Origin of the sequence: Halomonas qinghailakensis (assembly GCF_025820815.1) — a bacterium.
Taxonomy (GTDB): Bacteria; Pseudomonadota; Gammaproteobacteria; order Pseudomonadales; family Halomonadaceae; genus Vreelandella; species Vreelandella qaidamensis.
On record NZ_CP096973.1, the window covers coordinates 776951 to 798018 of the forward strand.

A 21068-nucleotide genomic window follows, 5' to 3' on the forward strand; every position below is an offset into this window, starting at 1 on the left:
GCTCCGTTAAGACATGGGCAGGGTCGTTCGCTCTAGCAGTTCGACCCAGTTGCGCCCCATGATGCGGGCGACATCTTGCTCAGCGAAGCCTTTAGCGCGCAGGGCTTCAATCAGGTTGGGGAAGTCGCGGCTATCGCGTAGCCAAGCCAGCGGCTTGGGCCAGCCCGCGTTATTGGCGCTGCCTTCGCCGTAATCCATCTCTTTTGACCAGCGCCCGTTGCGCATCCATTCCAGCACCGAGGTTGGCTGGTTCTGGCACAGGTCGGTTCCCAGGCCGACATGCTCGATACCCATCAGGTCAACGGTGCGGGCAATCATGTCGCAGTAATCTTCCAGGGTGCAGTCCGGGCCGTTCTTCAGGTGGAACGGATAGGCCGAAAAGCCCAGCAGGCCGTCGTTCTCGGCAATCGCCTTGAGCACCTTGTCAGACTTGTTGCGCTTGGCGTCATGGAAGAAGCTCGGATTGGCGTGGGAGATAATCACCGGCCGCTCGGAAATCTCGATGGCGTCAAGGGTCGAACGCTCGCTGCTGTGGGACATATCAATCACCATGCCGACCCGGTTCATCTCGCGGATCACCTGGCGGCCGAAGCGGGTAATGCCGCTGTCTTCGCTTTCATAACAACCGCAGGCCAGCAGGCTCTGGTTGTTATAGGTGAGCTGCATGATCAGAAGCCCCAGCTGACGCAGCACCGCCACCATGTCGATATCATCCTCAATAGGCGAGCAGTTCTGGGCGCCAAAAAAGATGCCCACTTTGCCCGCCTCACGGGCGCGTTCGATATCCCCCGGCGCATGAACGGGCATGATCAGGTCGCCGTGGGCTTCAAAACGGCGATTCCATTCGCCGATGCGGGTCAGGGTCTCGCGCAGGGTTTCGTGGTAGACCAGAGTGGCGTGGACAGCATCCACGCCGCCCTCGCGCATCTGTTCAAAAATTTCCCGGGACCAGTTGGAATACTGCAACCCATCCACGGTCAGCATCTGTCTGGACATGCACGACTCCTTACGCCTTGACGTAGCAGGTCTTGACCACGGTGTAGAACTCACGCGCATAGCGCCCCTGTTCACGCGGGCCAAAGCTTGAATCCTTACGCCCGCCAAAGGGCACGTGATAGTCCGTACCCGCCGTCGGCAGGTTAACCATCACGCAGCCGGTCTCGGCTTGTGCCTTGAAGCGGGTGGCCAGGGCCAGGGAATCGGTAATAATGCCTGCGGTCAGACCGAAGTTGGTGTCATTCAGGGTGGCAATCGCCTCGTCCATATCCGCCACCTTGATCACACAGGCAATCGGGCCGAAGACTTCTTCACGGTTAATCGCCATCTCATTGGTGGTATCCACAAACAGGGTCGGCGCCATGAAGTAACCGTCGCTGGCACACTCAACCCGCTCACCGCCGAAGGCCAGTTTGGCACCCTCGGCCTGGGCGCGCTCGATCCAGTTCAGATTGGATTCAAGCTGACGGGCATCGGCCACCGGGCCAATCTGCACACCCTCTTCCAGCGCTGGGCCGACCTTGGCTTTCGCCAAACGCGCGCTGAGCTTGTCGACAAACACATCGTGAACCGCCGTGTGGACAATCAGCCGCGACGAAGCCGTGCATTTCTGCCCGGTGCCGGAATAGGCGCCGTTGAAAGCGGCTTCCACGGCCAGATCCAGATCGGCATCCTCAGCCACAATCAAGGCGTTCTTGGAGCCCATTTCCAGCTGGCACTTGACCAGATTGCCGGCGGTAGCAGCGGCGACGCGGCGACCGACTTCCAGCGAGCCGGTAAAGGTCAGCGCATTGATGGCAGGGCTGGTGATCAGCGCTTCACCGACGCTGCCGCCGCTGCCCATCAGCAGGTTGAAGGTACCTGCCGGTAGCGCCTGACGGCTGATGATCTCGGTCAGCGCCCAGGCACTGGCGGGCACCAGATTGGCGGGTTTGAAAATCACGGCGTTACCAAACGCCAGCGCCGGGGCAATCTTCCATACCGCCGTTGCCATGGGGAAGTTCCAGGGGCTGATAATCCCCACCACACCCACCGGTTCACGACGGGTCTCGACTTCCACACCAGGGCGCACGGAATCGACCCGCTCATCCAGCTGGCGCAGCACTTCGGCGGCATAGTAGTGGAAGAACTGCGCCGAGCGGGCGACTTCGCCCATACCTTCTGCCAGCGGCTTACCTTCCTCACGCGACAGCAGGCGCCCCAGCTCTTCCTTGCGTGCCATCAGCTCATCGCCAATCGCCATCAGTACGCCGTAGCGCTGCTCCAGCCCGGTTTTGGCCCATTCTTTATGACCGTTGCGTGCAGCATCAATGGCGTCTTCTACCTGAGCGGCACTGGCCTGGGCGTAATCACCGATCACATCCGTCAGATCAGAGGGGTTGGCATTGGTAATGTGGCTTGTACCGTCGACCCATTGACCGTTGATATAAAGCGCGTGCGGGGATGACATAAAGATTTCCTTCAGCAGGGTGAATAACAAGCGTTTGACGCCATGCTAAAGAAGACGTGAAGATAAGGATAATCAATAATACAGATAAAATGATCAGCAAAACTTACCACCTTAAACGGTTGATGACAGACCATGCTCCCCGAACTGAAACTAGCGCCCATGCGCTATGTGCTGGCGATTCTTGATGCCGGTGGTTTTCATGCCGCTGCCCGCCAACTGCACCGCAGCCAGCCGGCCATTTCCATGGCCGTGCGCGACCTGGAAGAGCGGCTTGGCCAGCCGCTGTTTGAGAAAGGCGGCGGTAAGGCCCTGCTGACCCCTTTCGGCCACTGGTGCGTGCCGCGCTTTCGCGAACTGGTGGCCCACCATGACCGCGTCTGCCGGGATGCCCTGGCGATTGCCCGCCAGCAGCACGGTCGGGTGGATATTGCTGCGGTGCCTTCGGTGGCCAGCCGCCTGATGCCCGCGCTGCTGGCCGGGTTTCTGCAACGCTACCCAGGGATTGATATCAGCCTGCAGGACGGCCATTCCGAGCGGGTCAATGAAATGGTGCTCAAGGGTGAAGTCGAACTCGGCATTACCAGCCTATGGCTGCCCGACGAGGCGCTGAGCTTTGAAGCCTTACTGCACGATGATATTGGCGTGGTGTGCCGCGACGACCACCCATTGGCGCAGCAGAAGGCGTTGCACTGGCGGGCCCTCAAGCCCTATACGCTGATTCGTAATGGCACCTCGCGCTTGCTGGAAGGCTCACCGGCGGCAGAGCTTCTCACCCATAGCACCCTGTATATTTCCAATATGATCTCGCTCACCGCCATGTTGGAAGCCGGTATCGGCGTCACCACCTTGCCCCGGCTGGCGTTTCAGGAAGAGCACAAGCGGCTGCGTTTTATTCCCCTGGCCACCCCGCGTCTTGAACGCCGGATTGGATTATTACGGCGAGCACGGCAAAGCCTTTCACCCGCTGCAGATGCAATGCATGGCTATTTATTGACACGGCTAGAAGAGAGCCATCGTTAAAACGCTTGGTCGTCTTTTATAATTTAAAACTCATTTAAATAACCTCAACGACCAAGTCCGGCTTAAATAAAGCTGGGGTGAACTCATAGGGATAGCCGCCTGGGTTAGCGATAACGCGCGTTCCATTAGATAAACTATCGACTGGTTCATGGACATGACCATGTACCCATAAATCCATCTTGCCCATCAATTGAGGCAGGTGGGAGGCAAAAGCTGGTGACAGCGCATCACCAAGATACTGCTCAGGAATGCAGCTGTGTAAAGGAGCGTGATGGCTAATAACAACGCGGGGGCCATCAAACGGTTGCTCAAGCTCGTTGCCGAGCCAGTCAAGCGCTTCCGCGTGTAATACTTGGCTAGCCTGAGGGGTAAAGACCTGGCCTGGAGCCGTGGTCACAATGCGAAAATCGGGCATGTAGCGCAGTGCTTTGGCTTCCGTTTCTTCTGGGAGGCGCGTTGGGTCATCAGCATAAAGCAAGAAATCAGTCCATAGCGTGGTGCCATAAAAACGCACCCCACCGATAGTCACCGCTCGATTATCCAGCAGTTCAATCTTATAGCGGCTGGCCTCACTGGCGAGCTCTTCGCGGAGTAACGGCATGCAAGTGCCATAAAACTCGTGGTTGCCTGGCACATATAAGATAGGTAATGTTGGAAACCGCTGCCTGGCCCAGGCGAGTCCTTCCGTTTTCTGATGAATATCGCCTGCCAAAATGATGAGATCGGCCTCCACCTCTGGCAATTCTCGATCTCCATCAAAAAACTCTAAATGAAGGTCGGATAAAATTCGCAAGCGCATAGCGTTCCTCACTTTTCCCTGTGTAACGGTCTTTTTATGGCGTAAGCCGTTCAGTAAACTCTTTAGCATAGTTAACAACTACTGCTTCCGCTTCACGGTGTGGCACATGCCCAATGCCCGGCAGTATTTCACTGTGCGCAGAACCACTGGTATAGCGAGCGATGCAGTCAGGTTGACGGTGAGAACCATATTCATCGTTTTCACCATGAAGCACTAGCGTTGGGCAAATAACCCGCCTAAGGGCCGGAATAAGTGACCAGTGTTCAAACTCGGGATGCAACCAAGTATCTGTCCAGCCATTCAATACCCAGCGAGCTTTATCGCCATGATATTTTTCTAATTTGGCGAACTGTTCCGGTAGTTGAAAAGCGATCTTCGCTTCTTCAATACCTTGTCGTGTGCGCGCCTCGTTTAACGCCTGCGCTGCAATAGTAATCACTCCTTGGCACTGCTCTACATACTGTCCTGCACAGTGCACTGCCATGCAACCGCCTACGCTATGCCCCAGGGCAATAAAATGCGTTAACTGAAGCGCGCTGTGGAGTGCCGCAAAGCTAGTCGTTGGTTCGTCTTCAATAAAGCTCAGTGGCGGCGGTGCTAAACATGCATCAGAGCGTCCAAAACCTAGCCGGTCATAGGCAATTATTCGCCGTTGAGTGGCCGCACATAGTGCTGATGGAAAGCTACGCCATAAATCCACACAGCCTAATGAGTCATGAAACAGCACAATAGGAACCTCTGAACGCAGCTGAGACGGTTCCCAGGTACGAACAAAGAGATGGCCAATAGAGGCGTTTATTCTGCGATCATGGAAAGTGGTTTCAGATAACATAATGATACTACTCGTTTTTATGAACTGTCGTTATGAACTGCTTTTATTAACCATGGCTAAATGCTGCAATGCAACAAAACTAGTCTATACTCTAGGTGTGTCCCACTTAGGAGGACCACCGAATGATTTCTACTTTTGCATTTTCTACGCTAGATGATGAAGTGTTTGCTTTTTGGCGCCTACAAGCCAAGTGGCAACACGCTGCCAATGAAGCGTTAGCGGCTTATTTCGGCTAAAAGCAGCGATTTTTACCGCTATCTTCCCTTATAGACGAAAAGATAACTACATAAGCCGACGCGTCTAGTCGGCTTTTTTGCATTATGAAAACCTTTTCCATTCAAAAGCATAGGTGTACACCTGCCATTTTTGTAAGCAATCTCTTACGCACCATGGCAATTTACTTACATCTTTAGGACTAGCTTTAAGGGTTAAAATGCGCATAAACTTGACCTGTAGCTAATTTGCTTCGACGTAAAACGCAAACCATGTACAACAACATCGGGTACAACCGAGCCCCTTTTGGCTGAACCGTCCCTCACCATCTGAATTAGGAGTATTCGCTATGTCATCTTTTGCTGCTCAAGATCAGACAGTAGAAGTGGATGTGATGCAAGTCTGGGCTAATCGTGCCCAACAGCAACGTGCAGCCTTCGACGCTATCGTTGCTTATATGCGCCAGCAGTAGCCTACAACGCCTCAGCCGTGAATTAATTTTCGGACTGAGGCGTTATCATATTTGATTAATATTCCATCGAAAAATGTCTATGCAACACAGCAATTATTCCCTTACTTAATTATCAAGCCAACTGTGCTAAATAAGTATCTTGTAAAATATACATCCGTTTTACGTCACGATATTTACCATTGATAAAAAACTCTTGCACTAAGTGCCCTTCCTCAATGAAGCCACTCTCCTCGTAGAGATGAATCGCTTTAACGTTCTCCACTGCCACAATCAAATATATTTTGTGTAAGTTTAAAATCGTAAACGAGTAGTGCAGTGCTTGACGAATCAATGACCTGGCAAACCCCTTACCCTGGTGGTCAGGCGTGATGATGATCTGAAATTCACCGCTGCGGTGAATGTAGTCAATCTCAATCAGTTCGACTAAACCAATGGCACTCCCATTGCTATCTTCGGCGACGAATCGCCGTTCGGCGTTGTCATGAATATGTTTATTATAAAGCTCCTCCAGCTCATCGAATGATTCGTAAGGCTCTTCAAACCAATACGACATGATGCTCTGGTTATTATTTAACTCGTGAACAAAACGCAGATCATTACGCTCTAAGGCACGTAAATAAAGGTGTTTATCCATTACCGCCTACTCTTATGCATCGTTGTTCGAATCACTGGTTATGCGCTATCTTTTTAATCGCTGGAACGAAAAAAGCTCTGCCAAGGGGTGGTGTTTTCCTTCAATAAGCGCTCGCAGCAGTTTGGCCCCTATCATGCTATAGCTGATCCCATTGCCGCCATAGGCCATCGCAAAATGCACTCGTGATCCATGTGCTTCATGGGGGCCGAAAAATGGTAGTCCGTCGTCAGTTTCTGCAAAAGTACCGCCCCAAGAAAACGTCGGGTTAATATCAAGTTTGGGCCATAGTGTTTCTATCTTGAGTGCCAGACCTCTGGCTTTTTCCTCTACCCGCGCGTCACGGCGTTTAGGAATATCTTCATCGTCATCGTCGCCACCCACAAGTAGCCGACCGTCTCCGGTAGTACGCATATAAAGGTAGGGGCGCGCCGACTCCCACACCATAGTATGGCGTAACTTGCCTAATGCCTCCGGCGGTAGTGGATCAGTGATAAACGCGTAGCTGCTGCGATTGATGGCTACTGGGTCGGGCAACCACGCTTGCGACTCATATCCTGCGGCCATCACTACGTATTGGCAGCGCAACTTGGCACCATTTGCCAGCGTTAACGTGACGCCCTGCTCATCCGGCGACATCGTCTGCATCTGCGTGCGGTCATATACCTCTCCGCCACGCTCTACAACCCTGGAAAACAGTTGATATGCCATTCGATATGGGTCAACAGCGGCGGCTAACTGGGTAAGAATAGCGCCTGGCGCCACAAAACCGTATTCTTCCAAAACCGTCTCACTTTCAAGCCAGTCAGCAGCAAAGTCATGCTTTAGGCGCAGCGCTAACTCTTCTTTTAAAAGTGCTACGTCCTCTTCCATGCTGGCGTAATAGAGACTCTGTTGCCGCTCAAAATCTACATCGCCTAACCCAGCGGCTAAGGTTTCAAGCTCGCCAATGGCCTCTGCGCAGGCGCGGTAGGCAAGCACTGCATCGGCTTCTCCATAGCGCTTGGCTAGCTCAGCCATATGCGTATCAATTTCGTACTGTAGTAATGCTGTGCTGGCGGCCGAGCTGCCCCAGCCTACGTCACGACGCTCAAGCACCACCACATGATGGCCATTGCGGCTAAGCTCATCCGCAATCAGGGCCCCGGTAATTCCGCCGCCGATCACCACTACTTCACTCTGATGGTCACGAGTAAGTTGTGGGAAAGTTTTCAACAGGCCGTTTTTCACGGCCCAAAAAGGGTAGCCACTTTTCAGATCCATCTGCTTGCCTATGCCCAGTTGCTCTAGAGTATGCTATGGATGATAGTCATATGCTGTTAACCATAGTTGGTTCCTGGCAACTTGCTCGGTAAAGCGTCTCTTAAAGTGGCTTACTCAAAAAGGAGTTCTGCATGATTGACTTACGCAGTGACACGGTGACCCGTCCCACCGCTGCCATGAAAGATGCCATGATGGCCGCACCAGTAGGCGATGACGTGTGGGGTGATGACCCAACGGTCAACGCGTTTCAAGAAAAGCTAGCCGAGCAAATAGGCAAAGAGGCGGCACTGTTATTTCCAAGCGGAACACAAAGTAACCTAGTGGCGCTAATGGCACACTGCGAGCGAGGCGATGAGTATATTGTAGGGCAATCAGCCCATACCTACCGTTATGAAGGCGGTGGCGCAGCGGTGTTAGGCAGCATCCAGCCACAACCAATTGAAAACTCTGCCGATGGCAGCCTGCCTCTAGAGAAAATAAGCGCTGCCATCAAAGCCGATGATTTCCATTTTGCGCGCACAAAGCTGCTGGCGCTAGAAAACACTATTGGTGGCAAAGTGCTGCCTGCGGACTATGTGTTAAAAGCCACCGAACTAGCTTACGAACGCGGCCTGGCAACGCACTTAGATGGTGCACGGTTGTTTAATGCAGCAGTGGCCACAGACACCTCACTTAAGCAGCTCTGCTTACCGTTTGATAGTGTGTCACTCTGCTTTTCGAAAGGCCTGGGCGCTCCTATCGGCTCTGCCTTAGTGGGCTCGCAAACATTCATCGACCGCGCACGGCGCTGGCGTAAAATGGTCGGTGGTGGTATGCGTCAATCAGGCATTATCGCCGCCGCCTGCCAGTATGCTCTGGAGCATCATGTCGCCGACTTAGCCGATGACCACCATCGTGCTGCACGCTTGGCAGAAGGCTTAGTAAAGCTGCCTGGCGTCAAAATCACCGCTCAGGCGACCAATATGGTGTTCGCGCACTTTCCTGACGAACATGTTAAGCCGCTCTCCTCATGGCTAAAAGAGCATGGCATTTTAATTGAACTACTTTACGCCACGCGTTTTGTCGTTCATCGGGATATTGATGATGCTGATATCGATAAAGTAATTGCCGTTATGGAGAGCTATTTCAGCCGTCACTAATCAGCCTGGGGCCTCTCAAAGCAAGGTAGAACCCAGCGCTAGGTGTACAGCAATGACCGCCATCATCAGGCCAATTAGCCCATCAATGGTACGCCACGCACCCGGGCGGGAAAGCCAAGGCGAAAGCGCCGACCCGCCCCACGCCAGCAAGCTAAACCATAAAACAGAGGCAGTCGACGCACCTGCAACGAATACACCAGCGCTTTCCTGTTGGGCACCAATAGCCGGAATTAACAGTAGTGTGTCTAGATACACTTGGGGGTTCAATACGGTGACGGCTAAAGTTGCCAACAGCACGCCGCGCAAGCTGCGAACTTTTACACTACCGGCCTGCAATCCTTCCCGCCCGCTAACAGCCCGGAGTAAGGCTTGTGCGGCTAACCAGCTTAAAAACACCACCCCCACCCAGCGCATGGCTTCCATCGCATTCGGTATAGTTAACAGAAACGCGCTAGCCCCAAACATACCTGCAGTTAGCAGAATAATATCAGCACTCATGCACAAACCCGCTGACCACCAATGATATTCGCGGCGCACCGCCAGCCCCAATACATAAGCATTTTGCGCGCCGATTGCCATGATAATGCCGCCACACACCACTAAGCCCGTTATGTAACTTTCCCACATTGCCGCCGTTCCTTGTGATTAATAAAGAGTGAAACAAGGCAATAGCGTAAGTCACAGCTCACATAACAAAAAATCATCCTGCTAATGCTGCATTAGAAAAACTTATAGTCGGCGCAAACCCCACATGAAGTAAGCACCACCTATCAAGGAGGCGACTAGGCCCGCGGGTATTTCATACGGAAATATGATTTGCCGTCCAACCCAGTCAGCCAATACCATCAGGAGCATACCCATCAATGCGGCACCAATCAGATGATGGCGAGCGCGTGAAAAGCCTACTAACCGTGCCATGTGGGGAGCCAAAAGACCAACAAATGAAAGCGGCCCCACGACCAATGTAGCGCAGGCCGTTAACAGCGCCACTAGTAGCAAGAGCGCTGGCCGCGCCCGCTTTAAGTCAACACCAAGTGCCCGCGCCGACGGCTCCCCAAGGGGTAAAATATCTAGCCAGCGAACCAATGGCAGCGTCATTAGCACCAAACCAGCAGCAATTCCCCCCACCACTATTGCGCTAGTGACATCAACATAATAAGTAGAGCCTGCTAGCCAAGCGATGACTTGCTGCCCTCGCGGGTCCCCACCCGCCAATAACACGCTGCGTACTGCATCAAAAAGCGCACTTATCGCCACTCCACTAAGTAATAAACGTTCAGGAACAAAGCCACTTTTACGATTTAAACCTACTAACACCAGCAATGTCGCCAGTGCACCTAACGTTCCAACGCCTATCAACAGGGCGTTATTGGGGGCTGGTAGCAGATAAATACCAAGAATCAGCGCAATCGCGCAGCCGCCACTAATCCCCAACACTTCCGGGCTTGCCATCGGGTTAGCAGAAAGGCGCTGCAGAAGGGTCCCTGCAATGGCCAGCATTAAACCACTGGCAGCGGCAGCAACGACACGGGGTAACCGCCACTCCAATACGCTCCACTGGGAAGGCGCAACAATACTCCAGCCATTCGCGCCCTGCCCCACGAATAACCCAAGACCGATAACAACTAGCAGAGCCATGAATAGCCCGCACACCAACCGTTGTGGCCTGGCGTGACGAGGAAGATAGACGCCCGGACCACTTGGTGGCCGGTCGCCCTGCAGTTTAAGACGCGGAATGAGCCAAAGCAGCAATGGCGCGCCCAGCGCTCCAGTAACGGCTCCGGTAGGGATCAACGTTGCCGCCAAGCCGGAAATACGTTGCAACAACAAGTCCGTAGTTGCCAGTAACACAGCACCAAGAAGTGTTGACCACAACAAGCGAGTACCTAATTTACGCGCTCCCGCCATACGCACAATATTAGGTGCTGCTAAACCTATAAACCCTATCATACCGACGACGCTAACCACGCTACCAGTAATAAAGACCGCCAACCCCAGGCCTGCAAAGCGCAAATATTTCAGCGAGACTCCTAGACTCTTTGCACTGGCATCATCCAACTCCAATACAGCCAGCGGCCGGAGCAATATCCAGGCGGCTATTGCGCTTAGCGCTAGGCGCGGCGCTAACGACGAAACACCATCCCATCCATTTTGGGCAAGCGAACCAGCCCCCCAAATCAGTAATCCAGCAAGGGTTTCATGGTTAAATAGCAGTAAGGCCGTTGAAAGCGCGCCAACGTACAAATTAACCACCAAGCCTGCTAGCACCACAACGATAGGGGCTAAAGCTCTGCGCCACGCCAATGCAAAGACCAAACCAACGGCTGCGCCTCCACCTATTAAAGCAATCCATTCACGGCCAACCACCAACAATCCCGGTGCCATCAGGGTTGCCGCCATCAGGGCAAGATTCGCTCCCGAAGCCACGCCTAATGTTGTCGGCGATGCCAACGGGTTACGCAGAACTTGCTGCATCAGCACTCCGGCTAGCGCTAATCCACCTCCTGCCAGTAGCGCAATCATAAAACGCGGCCACCAAGCAAAATGCAGCATTAATTCATCGAAATTTTCTAGTGTGGGTGATAGCAATGCCTGCAACCCAAGCCCTATGCCTCCCTGTTGCTGCAAGGCCATTACCCATAGCACCATCAGCGGCAGGCTAAGTAAAAAACACGTTTTGGCGGGTGATATACCGTACAGGCGGGCTAGCATGTCAGTACTAACCCGTGCGCAGCTACACGATTGATATCGGCAGGCTTCATCATGAAGGAGACCTAGGGGCGAGAAGAATTTGAATAATAAATCAAAAATGCGATTCTAAATGATAAGTATTAACACTACAATTAAAGGATAGACTTATCTGACCTGTTAGGAGCGGTGCATGTTTGATGTTCAGGGCGCGTCATTTGCTATCGATGGCAAACACCTTTTGCAGCCCATTCACCACACTTTCCAAGAAGGCAAGGTATATGGCCTTATTGGTCATAACGGATCTGGCAAATCAACGCTTATAAAGCTGCTGGCGCAACAATATCCAGTCAGCCAAGGCGACATTCATTTTAATCAACGCCCGTTGAATACATGGGGCAACCGCGAGTTTGCGCGCCATGTCGCCTATCTGCCGCAACATTTGCCAAGTGCTGAAAATTTGACCGGACGCGAGCTAATTGCTTTTGGCCGCTATCCTTGGCACGGCTTATTAGGGCGACACAATCAAAAAGATAAGGACGCCATTGAACGCGCCATCGCATTAACCCACACCGAGGCGCTTGCCGACCGATTAGTGGATACCCTTTCTGGTGGCGAGCGGCAGCGGGTGTGGCTGGCCATGCTCATCGCACAAGGAAGTCGTTTTTTGCTGCTTGACGAACCGCTGGCAGCACTGGATATCGCCCATCAAATGGACGTATTAGCGTTAATCCGCAAGCTGTGCAACGAGCTAAATCTAGGCGTTGTTATTGTTCTGCATGATATCAACATGGCATCGCGCTATTGCGATGAGCTCATGGCGCTGCACAGTGGCCGTCTGCTTGCTCATGGAACGCCCGATGAGTTAATGCACAGCTCAACATTAGAAGCCATTTACGGGCTGCCGATGCATGTTATGACACACCCAAACGGCAACCACCCTATTGCCGTGGCGCAGTGATTACTCACCAAGCAGCATTGCTTACTCCATTTTAATAATGAACACGACGTTTCACTTTGCTTATTGGCGAATATCTCTTTTTTCACGCGGAGGAGGCTAGCAATGACCCAAGCCCTGCGCCAACATGACAGAACCTTGCCGTTAACACTAAAAGACTGTTATCAGGGGCCATTAGCACATTTCACGCCACCCTTCATTGGAGATGTAGCGCCTTCTCGGGCTATCAAAGCATCACGATGGCAAAGTGCTGAGCTACTTGAACAAGATATAGCACGGTATGCCGAGCGCTATCCTGGTGGCGATCTGCGCGCTATTACCTCGCTGTGGTCGAAATGGCATTTTAGCGCAATGGCTATCCCCACCCTCGCCGCTCATTTGCTGCTTAATCGTGACTTACCCGTTGGCTTGGATGACGTGCAGGTGATCGTAAACGACCACGGCTGTACCCAAGGGCTGTGGCTCCCCCATGAGGGCAAAAAGTTCTGCACGCTGGATACCAATGAACGCTTTGCTACGCTGATAAACCAACATTGGGAGCCGCTCATCGAACGCCTATCAGCCATCTCAGGAGCAGCTCCTCGCGTCTTCTGGAGTAACGCCGGAGGCTATGTAGATTACTATGTTAACGCCTTAGCTACTCACCCGTTAGTGAATCAAGGCGCCCTAACCGCCACCCGCACACTGCTAACGTCACGCACTTTGAACGGCCAACGCAACCCACTATTTGAGCCGGTGCGCACCTATCAGCCTAAAGACAGCGAAGCGTTAAAACGGGTACGTAAGCTATGCTGCCTGCGCTATCTATTGAATGATTTTGAGGTGTGTAGCAACTGCCCCTTAGAAGGCTGTGATCGCGTTGCCCGCCATCGATGAGCAACTAAAGGCATGCCATCGCCCTAACTATGTGTCTCTATTGAGCGACTGCTATTTTGCTTAATTCTTTAGTTTTGATTAACGTTTATGATTGCGCATAAACGGGTTACTACATGTTTGACTACAAGCTCCTCCATGCCTTGGCCACTGTGGTAGAGTGCGGTGGTTTCGAACGAGCAGGCGATGTATTAGGGCTTTCTCAATCAGCCGTCTCTCAACGTATAAAAGCACTAGAAGTACGCCTGGGCCAGCCTGTATTAATGCGCCATCCTAAGCTTTCGCCCACCCCTGCGGGCCAGCGGCTACTTACCCACTACCAGCAAGTACAGCTGTTGGAGCGCGACCTACATCAGACGTTACCTACCCTAGATAACGCAGCAGCCCGATTACGAATCGCGATCAATGCTGACAGTGTGGTGACATGGTGGGCATCCGCCGTGACAGAAATTTGCCAGACCGAGGGCGTATTGCTCGATTTAGTGATTGAAGATCAAGAGGTTGGGCTTAAACGTCTGCGTGATGGTGATGTGGCTGCCTGTCTTTGTTCCACTCCAACACCTATTGCAGGTGCGCGATGTATTAAAGTGGGCGAAATGCATTATCAACCTCTAGCTTCTCCTGGCTACGTGGCGCGCTACTTTCCGGAAGGGCCATCCGCTGGAGCATTTCAACGGGCTCCTGCGATTGTCTTCGGCCCACATGATCAGCTTCAGCACCGTTTTTTGGCCCAGTGTGGCTATCACGGTCACTTCCCCTATCACCTTTGTCCTTCATCTGAAGGATTTGTACGCCTTGCCTCAGCGGGCATTGGCTACGGTATGGTGCCCTCGCTCCAGGCCGCTGAACAGCTACAAAGTGGTCAACTTGTCAGTATTGCGCAGGGGCATTCGCTTACGGTGCCGCTTTATTGGCATTTTTGGCGGCACAGTGGCCTTTTAGTTCAGCGACTAACCGAAAGTCTGAACTGCCTCATGCTTTAGCCTCATTGTCAGACTGTCGCTCTGAAAGGCGTCTACACTTGGCTTAGGAGGAAATTCTGTCCAAGGCTGGCAAGGAAACCTAGGCGTTAAGACCTAGCAGAAATAAAACCCAACGCAAAAAAAATAACATAGCGATATTTATGGATGCTTATTGTTGGCTAAAGCGCCTTCCGGCAGGTTTGTTAGTGCTTATTATTAGCTGGCATACTCAGAGTAGTGCGGCCGCCACAGTGGTCGTCTCGTCTGAGCAGGCGCGTTACGATTTAAATGAAGTAAGCGGTTACTGGCATACTTCAGAACCGTTAAATCTGGATGACGTTTTAGCGTTATCCCCCTCATTCCAACCTGTCCGTCAGACCTCTGACTTACATTTCGGCTATACCCAAAACGACACGTGGCTAAAAACACAGCTTCATAATTCGTCCCCACTCCCCACTACTTGGATGGTTAAGTTTGAGTACCCATTTTTAGACCATGTAACACTCTATACGCTGCGCGATGGCTCGAGAGATGTTCAGCACAGCGGGAGCGCTGTGCCAATTGATGAGCGATCAATTGCCCATCGTCAGGCTGTTTTTCCACTACTACTGGCTGGCGGTGAGACCGTAACGCTTTATACCAAAGTGAATGCCACAGGTAGTAAGTTTCTAAGCTATAGCCTAATGACACCAGATGCTTTTTACACCCAGAATGATCGTCACAACTTCTGGCTAGCCACCTACTTTGGCATGCTGCTAGCGCTAAGTGTTTATAACCTACTGCTATTTTTTGGGTTAAAAGAACGGGTATTTCTCTACTATGCTCTCTTTGCCTTCGGGTTTACGCTGGCGATCTTGACATTCAATGGGATTGGCACACTGATGTTTTGGAGCTTTCTGGGCGATAACACTGCACGCCTAGTTGCGATTGGCTTTACGTTTGCTTCTACAATGGCAACCCTGTTCACTCAAAGCTTTCTCAACACAGCTACTTACTGCCCACGCTGGCACCACACCATCACGCTATTTCGCGGCTACTGCTATTTAGCGCTAATAGCGGTGATATTTTTGCCTATTCAACCCGCCCTGCGCTTAATGGATATCACAGGGTTTACAGCTTCATTGTTAATGCTAGCCTGCGGTATTTATTGCAGCTGGCACCGCGTGCCTAGCGCTCGTATTTTTGTACTTGCTTGGTCGATATTTCTATTAGGTGCCGCCGTCTTTGCGCTACGAAATCTTAGTATTCTGCCCGCTAATTTCATTACACTTCATGGAATACAAATCGGCTCTGCTATTGAGATGTTATTGCTATCTTTCGCGCTAGCTGCCCGTTTTAATAAATTAAAATGGCAAAAAGAGCGCGCTCAAGCAGAAACGGTCGCAATGCTAAAAAAGCAGGAAGCGGTTCTAGAAGCCAAAGTAGCTGCGCGTACTCAAGCACTAGAAAAGCTTGCCAATCACGATATGCTCACTGGTTTGCTTAACCGCAACGGCCTAGCACGTTGTGCCGAAGAGGCCCTTGAACGATGTAAACAAACACAGACGCCTTTGGCACTGGTCATGTGTGATCTTGACTGCTTTAAACCTATTAACGACCAGTATGGGCATGAGGTAGGCGACTTTGTTCTTCAGCAAGTGGCTAAACGGCTAGCGCACGTTGCGCGAGAAAGTGACCATTGTGCACGCTTTGGCGGCGATGAGTTTATCCTCTTGCTAGAAGGAATTACTGACCAAACCGCATTAGAGGAAATGCGTAACCGCATCGAACAGGCCATTCGCTCACCCATCAAATTGCCTTGCGGCAGGCTAGTTCACGTCGGTGTCAGCGTAGGGATTAGCTTGAGCAATAAAGATAACGATACGTTAGCCAGCCTGCTTCGCGATGCAGATACCCAGATGTATGCCGTCAAAACCAGCCAAACCACCCGTTATTATGGCTATGGTTCGGCATAATAGTGATGGACATTAAGCTATATTAGTCAAACAAGCTCATACGTTTCATAACGTTATCGCGCTTGATACGCCAATGAAATAGCGCACCCGCAACATGCAACGTAATAAGCACGACTAAGGCCCACCCTAAACGCTCATGCCAAACAAACAGCGTTTGCGAAAGCGCTTCGTTTTTGCCTAACAAGCCTGGCAAATGCCAGTGGAAAAACTCAACAGGAAAGCCGCCAGTAGCGGTGGCTGCCCAACCAATCAGTGGCATAACCACTAACCCCGCATACAGCAAGTGATGCACGCTAGTGCTAACAATCCGCTCGAAGGCATTGAGGGGCGGCTCATGATCAGGCACAACAAAAGCAAGCCGCGTAATGATCCTTAAGGTCATCAGTAGCAGTATCGCCACGCCCAACGTTTTATGGCTGGTGTAAAGCACATTGGTAAGTGTATTCCCAAACAAGGCAACAGTGCGCTCATAGCCCAGGAAGCCAAGCGTCAAGCCACTGGCCAATGACAATAGTACGGCGACTGCCACCAGCCAGTGCAATACTCGGTGTGGATAAATATAGTGATCTAACTCGTGCATTCAAAACTCCTAGCCCAATAGCGTCATGGTAGTTAGCTTAGTTCAGTCAGGTTCGGTTAGAAAAACTAATTATCTACTCCCTCACTGAGGAGCTATAGCTTCCTGTCAACAAATACATCAAAGCAACACCTTATAACGCTTCACTAGGTGCCGCTAGCTGTTCGCGAATCAATTCTGCTAACCGCCGCGCAGGTTCAGAAGGTCGGTGTGGAGCACGATGGAGCGCTAGTTCAATCATTGGTAAAGCAGGCAGGCCACTGCTTTCATCCAGCGGGCGTAGCGATGGGGTCAACATGCTGCGCGTTACCACCACGACAGCTAACCCCGCTGTTACGATAGGCGCAAGACCCGCCATTGACTGGCTGGTGTAGGCAACGCGCCAATCACGTCCAGCTCCCTGTAACGCCTGCTCAGCCACTTCACGAAAAACGTCAGCACCGGGCGAATAGAGCGCCAGCGGAATGGGGTCGCTCAGTGACGGCTGTTGATGGACACCCACCGCCCATATCAGCGGCTCACGACGAATCACATCACCGCCCGGAGAATTCCTTTGGCGGGTCACTAGCGCCAAGTCCAACTCCGCCGCTTTAACTTGTTCGACCAAGTGAGCACTGGTGCCACACTTTACAGTTAGCCCCACTGCAGGATAAAGCTGATGAAAGTACGCAAATACTGATGGCAACAGCGACGCATAGTCTTCGGGAATACCCAATGTTAAATCACCCGTTATCTGGCGCGCCTGCATATCGCTCCACGCCTCATCGTTGAGCGCTAATAGGCGGCGTGCATGCGCCAGTAAGCGATCTCCTTCAGGTGTAAAACGTAGTCGCCGCCCCGCTCGCTCATGCAAACTCACCTCAAGCTGCGTTTCTAAGCGCTGTAACTGCATACTCACCGTTGACTGAGTGTACGCCAACCGTTTTGCCGCCGCCGTAACGCTACCGGTATCGGCAATTGTCACTAGCGTACGCAATAGCGTTAAGTCAAACGTCGGTGCACGCATACATCACCATTATTGATAAGAATCATCATATAAGATTGATATTGTGATGAATGTTTTCTGAGTATGCTGCGCGTCTCAGGTTTAACGCAAGGAGAGACGCCATGTATCCCGCTCATTCCCCCGTTGTCATATCACCAAGGTACAGCGTGTGTGCAGCGCTGGTAGCGGTGATTTTATGGAGCATAGCGCCGCTATTAGCAGAATTGGCGCGAGATACCTCCCCGCTTCAGCTCACCGCCCTGACCTTGTTGGCAGGTGCACTTGCAACATTGCCACTAAGCCGTCGAGTCAATATCGCGGCTTGCCGACTTCGTTGGCAAATGAGCGTATGGCTTGGGCTGCCACTGTTGATTGTCGGCGCTGTTAGCAGCTACTACATCGGTATGCGCTTAGCACCCGCTGCAGAAGCTGCGTTAATCACTTACACCTGGCCTGTGCTGTTTGTGCTGTTAAGCCAATGGAGTCGGCTTGGCCGCCTGCATATCGCAAGCGTAACAGGCGCGCTAATCGCTTTTTCTGGCGCGGCTATTTTATTACTTCCTCAAGCTTTAAATGGTGGCTTTGGTGGGGCTGCTTCAGGGTATGGGTTAGCACTACTGGCTGCTTGCTGCTGGGCGCTCTACTCATGGTTGGGGCAAGTCGCCCCCGTATCACTGACACCACTACTCCCGCGGTTATTAATGATTGCTTGTGCGGTTGCCACCTGCGCCAGCTTGATAATGGAAGGAAGCTTCACACTACCCCAAGGTGAGGCGCTGTTAGCAGGCATTGCTCTCGGACTTGGGCCTTACGGCATTGCTATGGTGGCGTGGGACAAGGCACTACGTTTTGGCCAAGCCAGCCTCGTAGGTAGCCTTGCTTATGGTGTGCCGATCTTAGCGGCACTACTGCTGGTACTGGCAGGCGTCAGCGTATTCGACTGGCGACTGCCAACGGCAGCTTTTTTGGTCGTCGTGGGCTGCCTAAAAGCCAGCCGTTGAGAGCTAATGGTAGAGTAACAACCAACAACGCCCTTGCTGCAATCAACAAGGGCGTTGTTTACCAGATAACGTGAGCTGAATTAAGCGTCAGGCTGCATTTCTGTCGGCTCGGCGCTGACCTGCAGCTCAAACATACCACTGCCGCTAACAGCGAAGCCACGTGCAATAACGGTGTAGGTACCCGGTAAAAGCGCTTGCTCTATGCGCGAGTCAGTACCACTACCACCGTCATCATCACTATAAGAATCGCTTTCACCATAAAGCTCCAAGTACGTATCAAAATCAGTTGAACGCATATTTAGCGTCACTAGCGAGCTTTCTTCTAAGGTGAGTTCATAAGTCAAAGGCTCGCCGCTATACCAGCCATTAAGCGTTTCATTCGGCGTTAACTCACCTTCATTACGTAACTCTACACCGTCCGGTAGTTCACGTGGTTCTACCGAAAGCGTGAACAAACCGCTATCAGAGCCATACGCCGTACGGGCTGTTAGCTGATAACTACCTGGCGCTAAGAAATCGGCAATACTGGCGTCCAGGTTACCGGCACTGTCGTCATCTTCGCGGAAATAACCATTAGGCCCTTCCAACACTAGGTAAGCATCAATATCGCTTGAACGCATATCGATTTGATACATACCGGCGTCTTCGATTTCAAGCTGATAACTCAGCTCCTGCCCACTAAACCAACCGCTCAATGTATCATTGGGCATAACGGTACCATCGTTGCGTAGCTCGCCATCACCTGGTAATTCGCGCGGTTCGGCAGTCAACGTAAATAGGCCACTGCCTTCACCGAAGGCCGAACGTGCGATGATGGTGTAATCACCAGGAGCAAGAAAATCTGAAATCCGTGCGTTTAAGTTGCCAGCGCCGTCATCATCTTCTCGGTAGTAGTTGTTAGGGCCAGATAACTCTAAATACGCGTCAAATTCATCAGCACGCATCTCGATTTGATACATGCCAGCTTCTTCGACAGTGAACGTTACTTCCCGCGACGAGCCATCTAACCAGCTATCCACCGGCGTACCAACAGCCAGCGTGTCAGAGTCGCTCAGTTCAATCGTGCGGCTATTAATAGTGAATGGACCATAGCTACGTGCATCTGCACCGCTGACGATCACCACGTATTCACCATCTTCCTCAACATGGTGGCGCACGGCTTCTGCGCTCTCTAGCAGTTGCAGCTGGTCGTCATAAAGAGCCACTAACCCTTGCAACGCTCCGCTAAGAGAAATTTCAACTAATGTGTCCTCTTCAAGGCTAATGGCATAGCGTAAATAGCGGCTACCATCATTACCATTTAGCTCACCTGACGAGGTAAGTTCCCCCCGTGTGCGCTCGCCTAGCGTGATGCTATCGAGACCAGCTAATGCTTGGGAAACCTGTCCCTGTTCCGCGCTAGTAGATTCTTCAGCGACTGCCGTTGCTGTAAAAAAGGGCGCTGTCTGGGCAGCTAAAAAACCAGCAGCAACCCCGCCTGCAGCAACCAAAATCAGCGTTAGAGAAGAGGACTTGGCCATAGGTGCATCCTTGTTCATTGGCTAAAATTTAAAACTGAGCGTGTGCTAATTATATGGTGCTTACCTGATTAAAGTGAGCGTTTATCTGAAATTTACATTAGACCTAAAATACTGCCTAGTTATAACAGACACACTTTGTTAACTTGCTGAATTGCAACGATACTAAATAAAGTTGCAAAAATTCATAATTTAGAAGCCAATTGCGCCGATCTTCGTAAAGCTTGCCGTATCAAAAGGAGCACGTTACTATCAAAAGATATGTTCGGTAACACACCGATATGGACAGAATTTGCACTAGGTAAACTGAGGCACTCCAATGGGAGCATCTAAACGTTTCATCCGAACGAGTTGTGCCGCGGCATTACTCATCTTCTTTACTGCTAGTCATGCATTTGCCATTGATATCGAAATTCGTGAAGGAGTTGCTTCCTTCTATAGTGACCGTTTTCAGGGTTCTCCCACCGCCAGTGGTGAACCATTCGACCAACAGGCCCTGACGGCAGCCCATCCAACGCTTCCTTTTGGCACCAAAGTGCTGGTAACTCGCCCTGATACCGGCCAGGAAGTTGAAGTCTTGATTAATGATCGCGGCCCCTTTGTTAAAGGCAGAATTATTGATCTTTCAAAACGGGCAGCTCGTCAACTCGGCATGATTCGACGTGGCGTTGCGCCCGTCATGATTACCCTGGTCGATTAACGGATAACACACCCGCAAGCGTGTGATACCCCTTAAA

The 21068-nt window shown here is 51.8% G+C and carries 20 protein-coding genes; 9 read left to right on the plus strand and 11 right to left on the minus strand.

Translation table 11 applies throughout. The features are described from left to right. Nucleotides 1-6: 6 nt before the first annotated feature. A complete protein-coding gene (locus M0220_RS03610; RefSeq protein WP_264018704.1) occupies nt 7-996 on the minus strand; it encodes a dipeptidase in 990 nt (329 codons plus the stop codon). A 10-nt stretch (nt 997-1006) separates the two neighbouring features. Next, entirely contained in the window at nt 1007-2446 is a 1440-nt protein-coding gene (locus tag M0220_RS03615; protein ID WP_264018705.1) for an aldehyde dehydrogenase family protein, read from the minus strand. A 132-nt stretch (nt 2447-2578) separates the two neighbouring features. On the opposite strand from M0220_RS03615, the gene M0220_RS03620 reads away from it, so the two are divergent. Further along, on the plus strand, nt 2579-3466 hold the full coding sequence (locus M0220_RS03620; RefSeq protein WP_264018706.1) for a LysR family transcriptional regulator: 888 nt from the start codon (nt 2579-2581) through the stop codon (nt 3464-3466). Nucleotides 3467-3500: 34 nt separating this feature from the next. On the opposite strand, the gene M0220_RS03625 is transcribed toward M0220_RS03620, so the two are convergent. Together M0220_RS03625 and M0220_RS03630 are read right to left on the minus strand one after the other, a co-directional pair. Then, complete coding sequence (locus M0220_RS03625; RefSeq protein ID WP_264018707.1) at nt 3501-4265, minus strand: metallophosphoesterase; 765 nt, start codon at nt 4263-4265, stop codon at nt 3501-3503. 34 nt (nt 4266-4299) lie between these two features. Then, on the minus strand, nt 4300-5097 hold the full coding sequence (locus M0220_RS03630) for an alpha/beta fold hydrolase (protein WP_264018708.1): 798 nt from the start codon (nt 5095-5097) through the stop codon (nt 4300-4302). 562 nt (nt 5098-5659) lie between these two features. Between M0220_RS03630 and M0220_RS03635 the strand changes: the two genes are divergently transcribed. After that, on the plus strand, nt 5660-5782 hold the full coding sequence (locus tag M0220_RS03635; protein WP_264018709.1) for a hypothetical protein: 123 nt from the start codon (nt 5660-5662) through the stop codon (nt 5780-5782). Between the two features lie 112 nt (nt 5783-5894). On the opposite strand, the gene speG is transcribed toward M0220_RS03635, so the two are convergent. Beyond that, nucleotides 5895-6416: a spermidine N1-acetyltransferase gene (gene speG, locus M0220_RS03640; protein ID WP_030069876.1), complete on the minus strand. Its 522-nt coding sequence runs from the start codon at nt 6414-6416 to the stop codon at nt 5895-5897. 45 nt (nt 6417-6461) lie between these two features. Next, on the minus strand, nt 6462-7676 hold the full coding sequence (locus tag M0220_RS03645) for an NAD(P)/FAD-dependent oxidoreductase (RefSeq protein WP_264018710.1): 1215 nt from the start codon (nt 7674-7676) through the stop codon (nt 6462-6464). A 131-nt stretch (nt 7677-7807) separates the two neighbouring features. On the opposite strand from M0220_RS03645, the gene ltaE reads away from it, so the two are divergent. Next, a complete protein-coding gene (ltaE, locus tag M0220_RS03650; protein WP_030069872.1) occupies nt 7808-8815 on the plus strand; it encodes a low-specificity L-threonine aldolase in 1008 nt (335 codons plus the stop codon). A gap of 15 nt (nt 8816-8830) precedes the next feature. On the opposite strand, the gene M0220_RS03655 is transcribed toward ltaE, so the two are convergent. Together M0220_RS03655 and fhuB are read right to left on the minus strand one after the other, a co-directional pair. Further along, nucleotides 8831-9442, minus strand: a complete 612-nt coding sequence (locus tag M0220_RS03655; protein WP_030069870.1) for a LysE/ArgO family amino acid transporter — start codon at nt 9440-9442, stop codon at nt 8831-8833. A 102-nt stretch (nt 9443-9544) separates the two neighbouring features. Further along, the gene (gene fhuB, locus M0220_RS03660) at nt 9545-11527 is read right to left on the minus strand and encodes a Fe(3+)-hydroxamate ABC transporter permease FhuB (protein WP_030069868.1); all 1983 of its coding nucleotides are present in this window, start codon (nt 11525-11527) and stop codon (nt 9545-9547) included. Nucleotides 11528-11696: 169 nt separating this feature from the next. On the opposite strand from fhuB, the gene M0220_RS03665 reads away from it, so the two are divergent. The 4 genes from M0220_RS03665 (at nt 11697) to M0220_RS03680 (ending at nt 16251) form a co-directional block, all read left to right on the plus strand. Continuing rightward, nucleotides 11697-12464, plus strand: coding sequence for an ATP-binding cassette domain-containing protein (locus M0220_RS03665; protein WP_030069866.1), 768 nt, complete (start codon nt 11697-11699; stop codon nt 12462-12464). Between the two features lie 102 nt (nt 12465-12566). Continuing rightward, nucleotides 12567-13337, plus strand: a complete 771-nt coding sequence (gene fhuF / locus M0220_RS03670) for a siderophore-iron reductase FhuF (RefSeq protein WP_264018712.1) — start codon at nt 12567-12569, stop codon at nt 13335-13337. A 113-nt stretch (nt 13338-13450) separates the two neighbouring features. Beyond that, a complete protein-coding gene (locus M0220_RS03675) occupies nt 13451-14317 on the plus strand; it encodes a LysR family transcriptional regulator ArgP (protein ID WP_264018713.1) in 867 nt (288 codons plus the stop codon). 140 nt (nt 14318-14457) lie between these two features. Beyond that, on the plus strand, nt 14458-16251 hold the full coding sequence (locus M0220_RS03680; RefSeq protein ID WP_264018714.1) for a diguanylate cyclase: 1794 nt from the start codon (nt 14458-14460) through the stop codon (nt 16249-16251). A 22-nt stretch (nt 16252-16273) separates the two neighbouring features. Here M0220_RS03680 and M0220_RS03685 read toward each other — a convergent pair whose 3' ends face one another. Both M0220_RS03685 and M0220_RS03690 read right to left on the minus strand, forming a co-directional pair. After that, a complete protein-coding gene (locus tag M0220_RS03685; protein WP_030069859.1) occupies nt 16274-16831 on the minus strand; it encodes a cytochrome b in 558 nt (185 codons plus the stop codon). A gap of 130 nt (nt 16832-16961) precedes the next feature. After that, entirely contained in the window at nt 16962-17834 is an 873-nt protein-coding gene (locus M0220_RS03690) for a LysR substrate-binding domain-containing protein (protein ID WP_264018715.1), read from the minus strand. A gap of 101 nt (nt 17835-17935) precedes the next feature. On the opposite strand from M0220_RS03690, the gene M0220_RS03695 reads away from it, so the two are divergent. Further along, entirely contained in the window at nt 17936-18814 is an 879-nt protein-coding gene (locus tag M0220_RS03695; protein ID WP_264018716.1) for a DMT family transporter, read from the plus strand. An 80-nt stretch (nt 18815-18894) separates the two neighbouring features. On the opposite strand, the gene M0220_RS03700 is transcribed toward M0220_RS03695, so the two are convergent. Then, nucleotides 18895-20334, minus strand: a complete 1440-nt coding sequence (locus tag M0220_RS03700; RefSeq protein ID WP_264018717.1) for a hypothetical protein — start codon at nt 20332-20334, stop codon at nt 18895-18897. 316 nt (nt 20335-20650) lie between these two features. Between M0220_RS03700 and M0220_RS03705 the strand changes: the two genes are divergently transcribed. Then, entirely contained in the window at nt 20651-21031 is a 381-nt protein-coding gene (locus tag M0220_RS03705; protein WP_009722293.1) for a septal ring lytic transglycosylase RlpA family protein, read from the plus strand. Nucleotides 21032-21068: the final 37 nt, after the last annotated feature.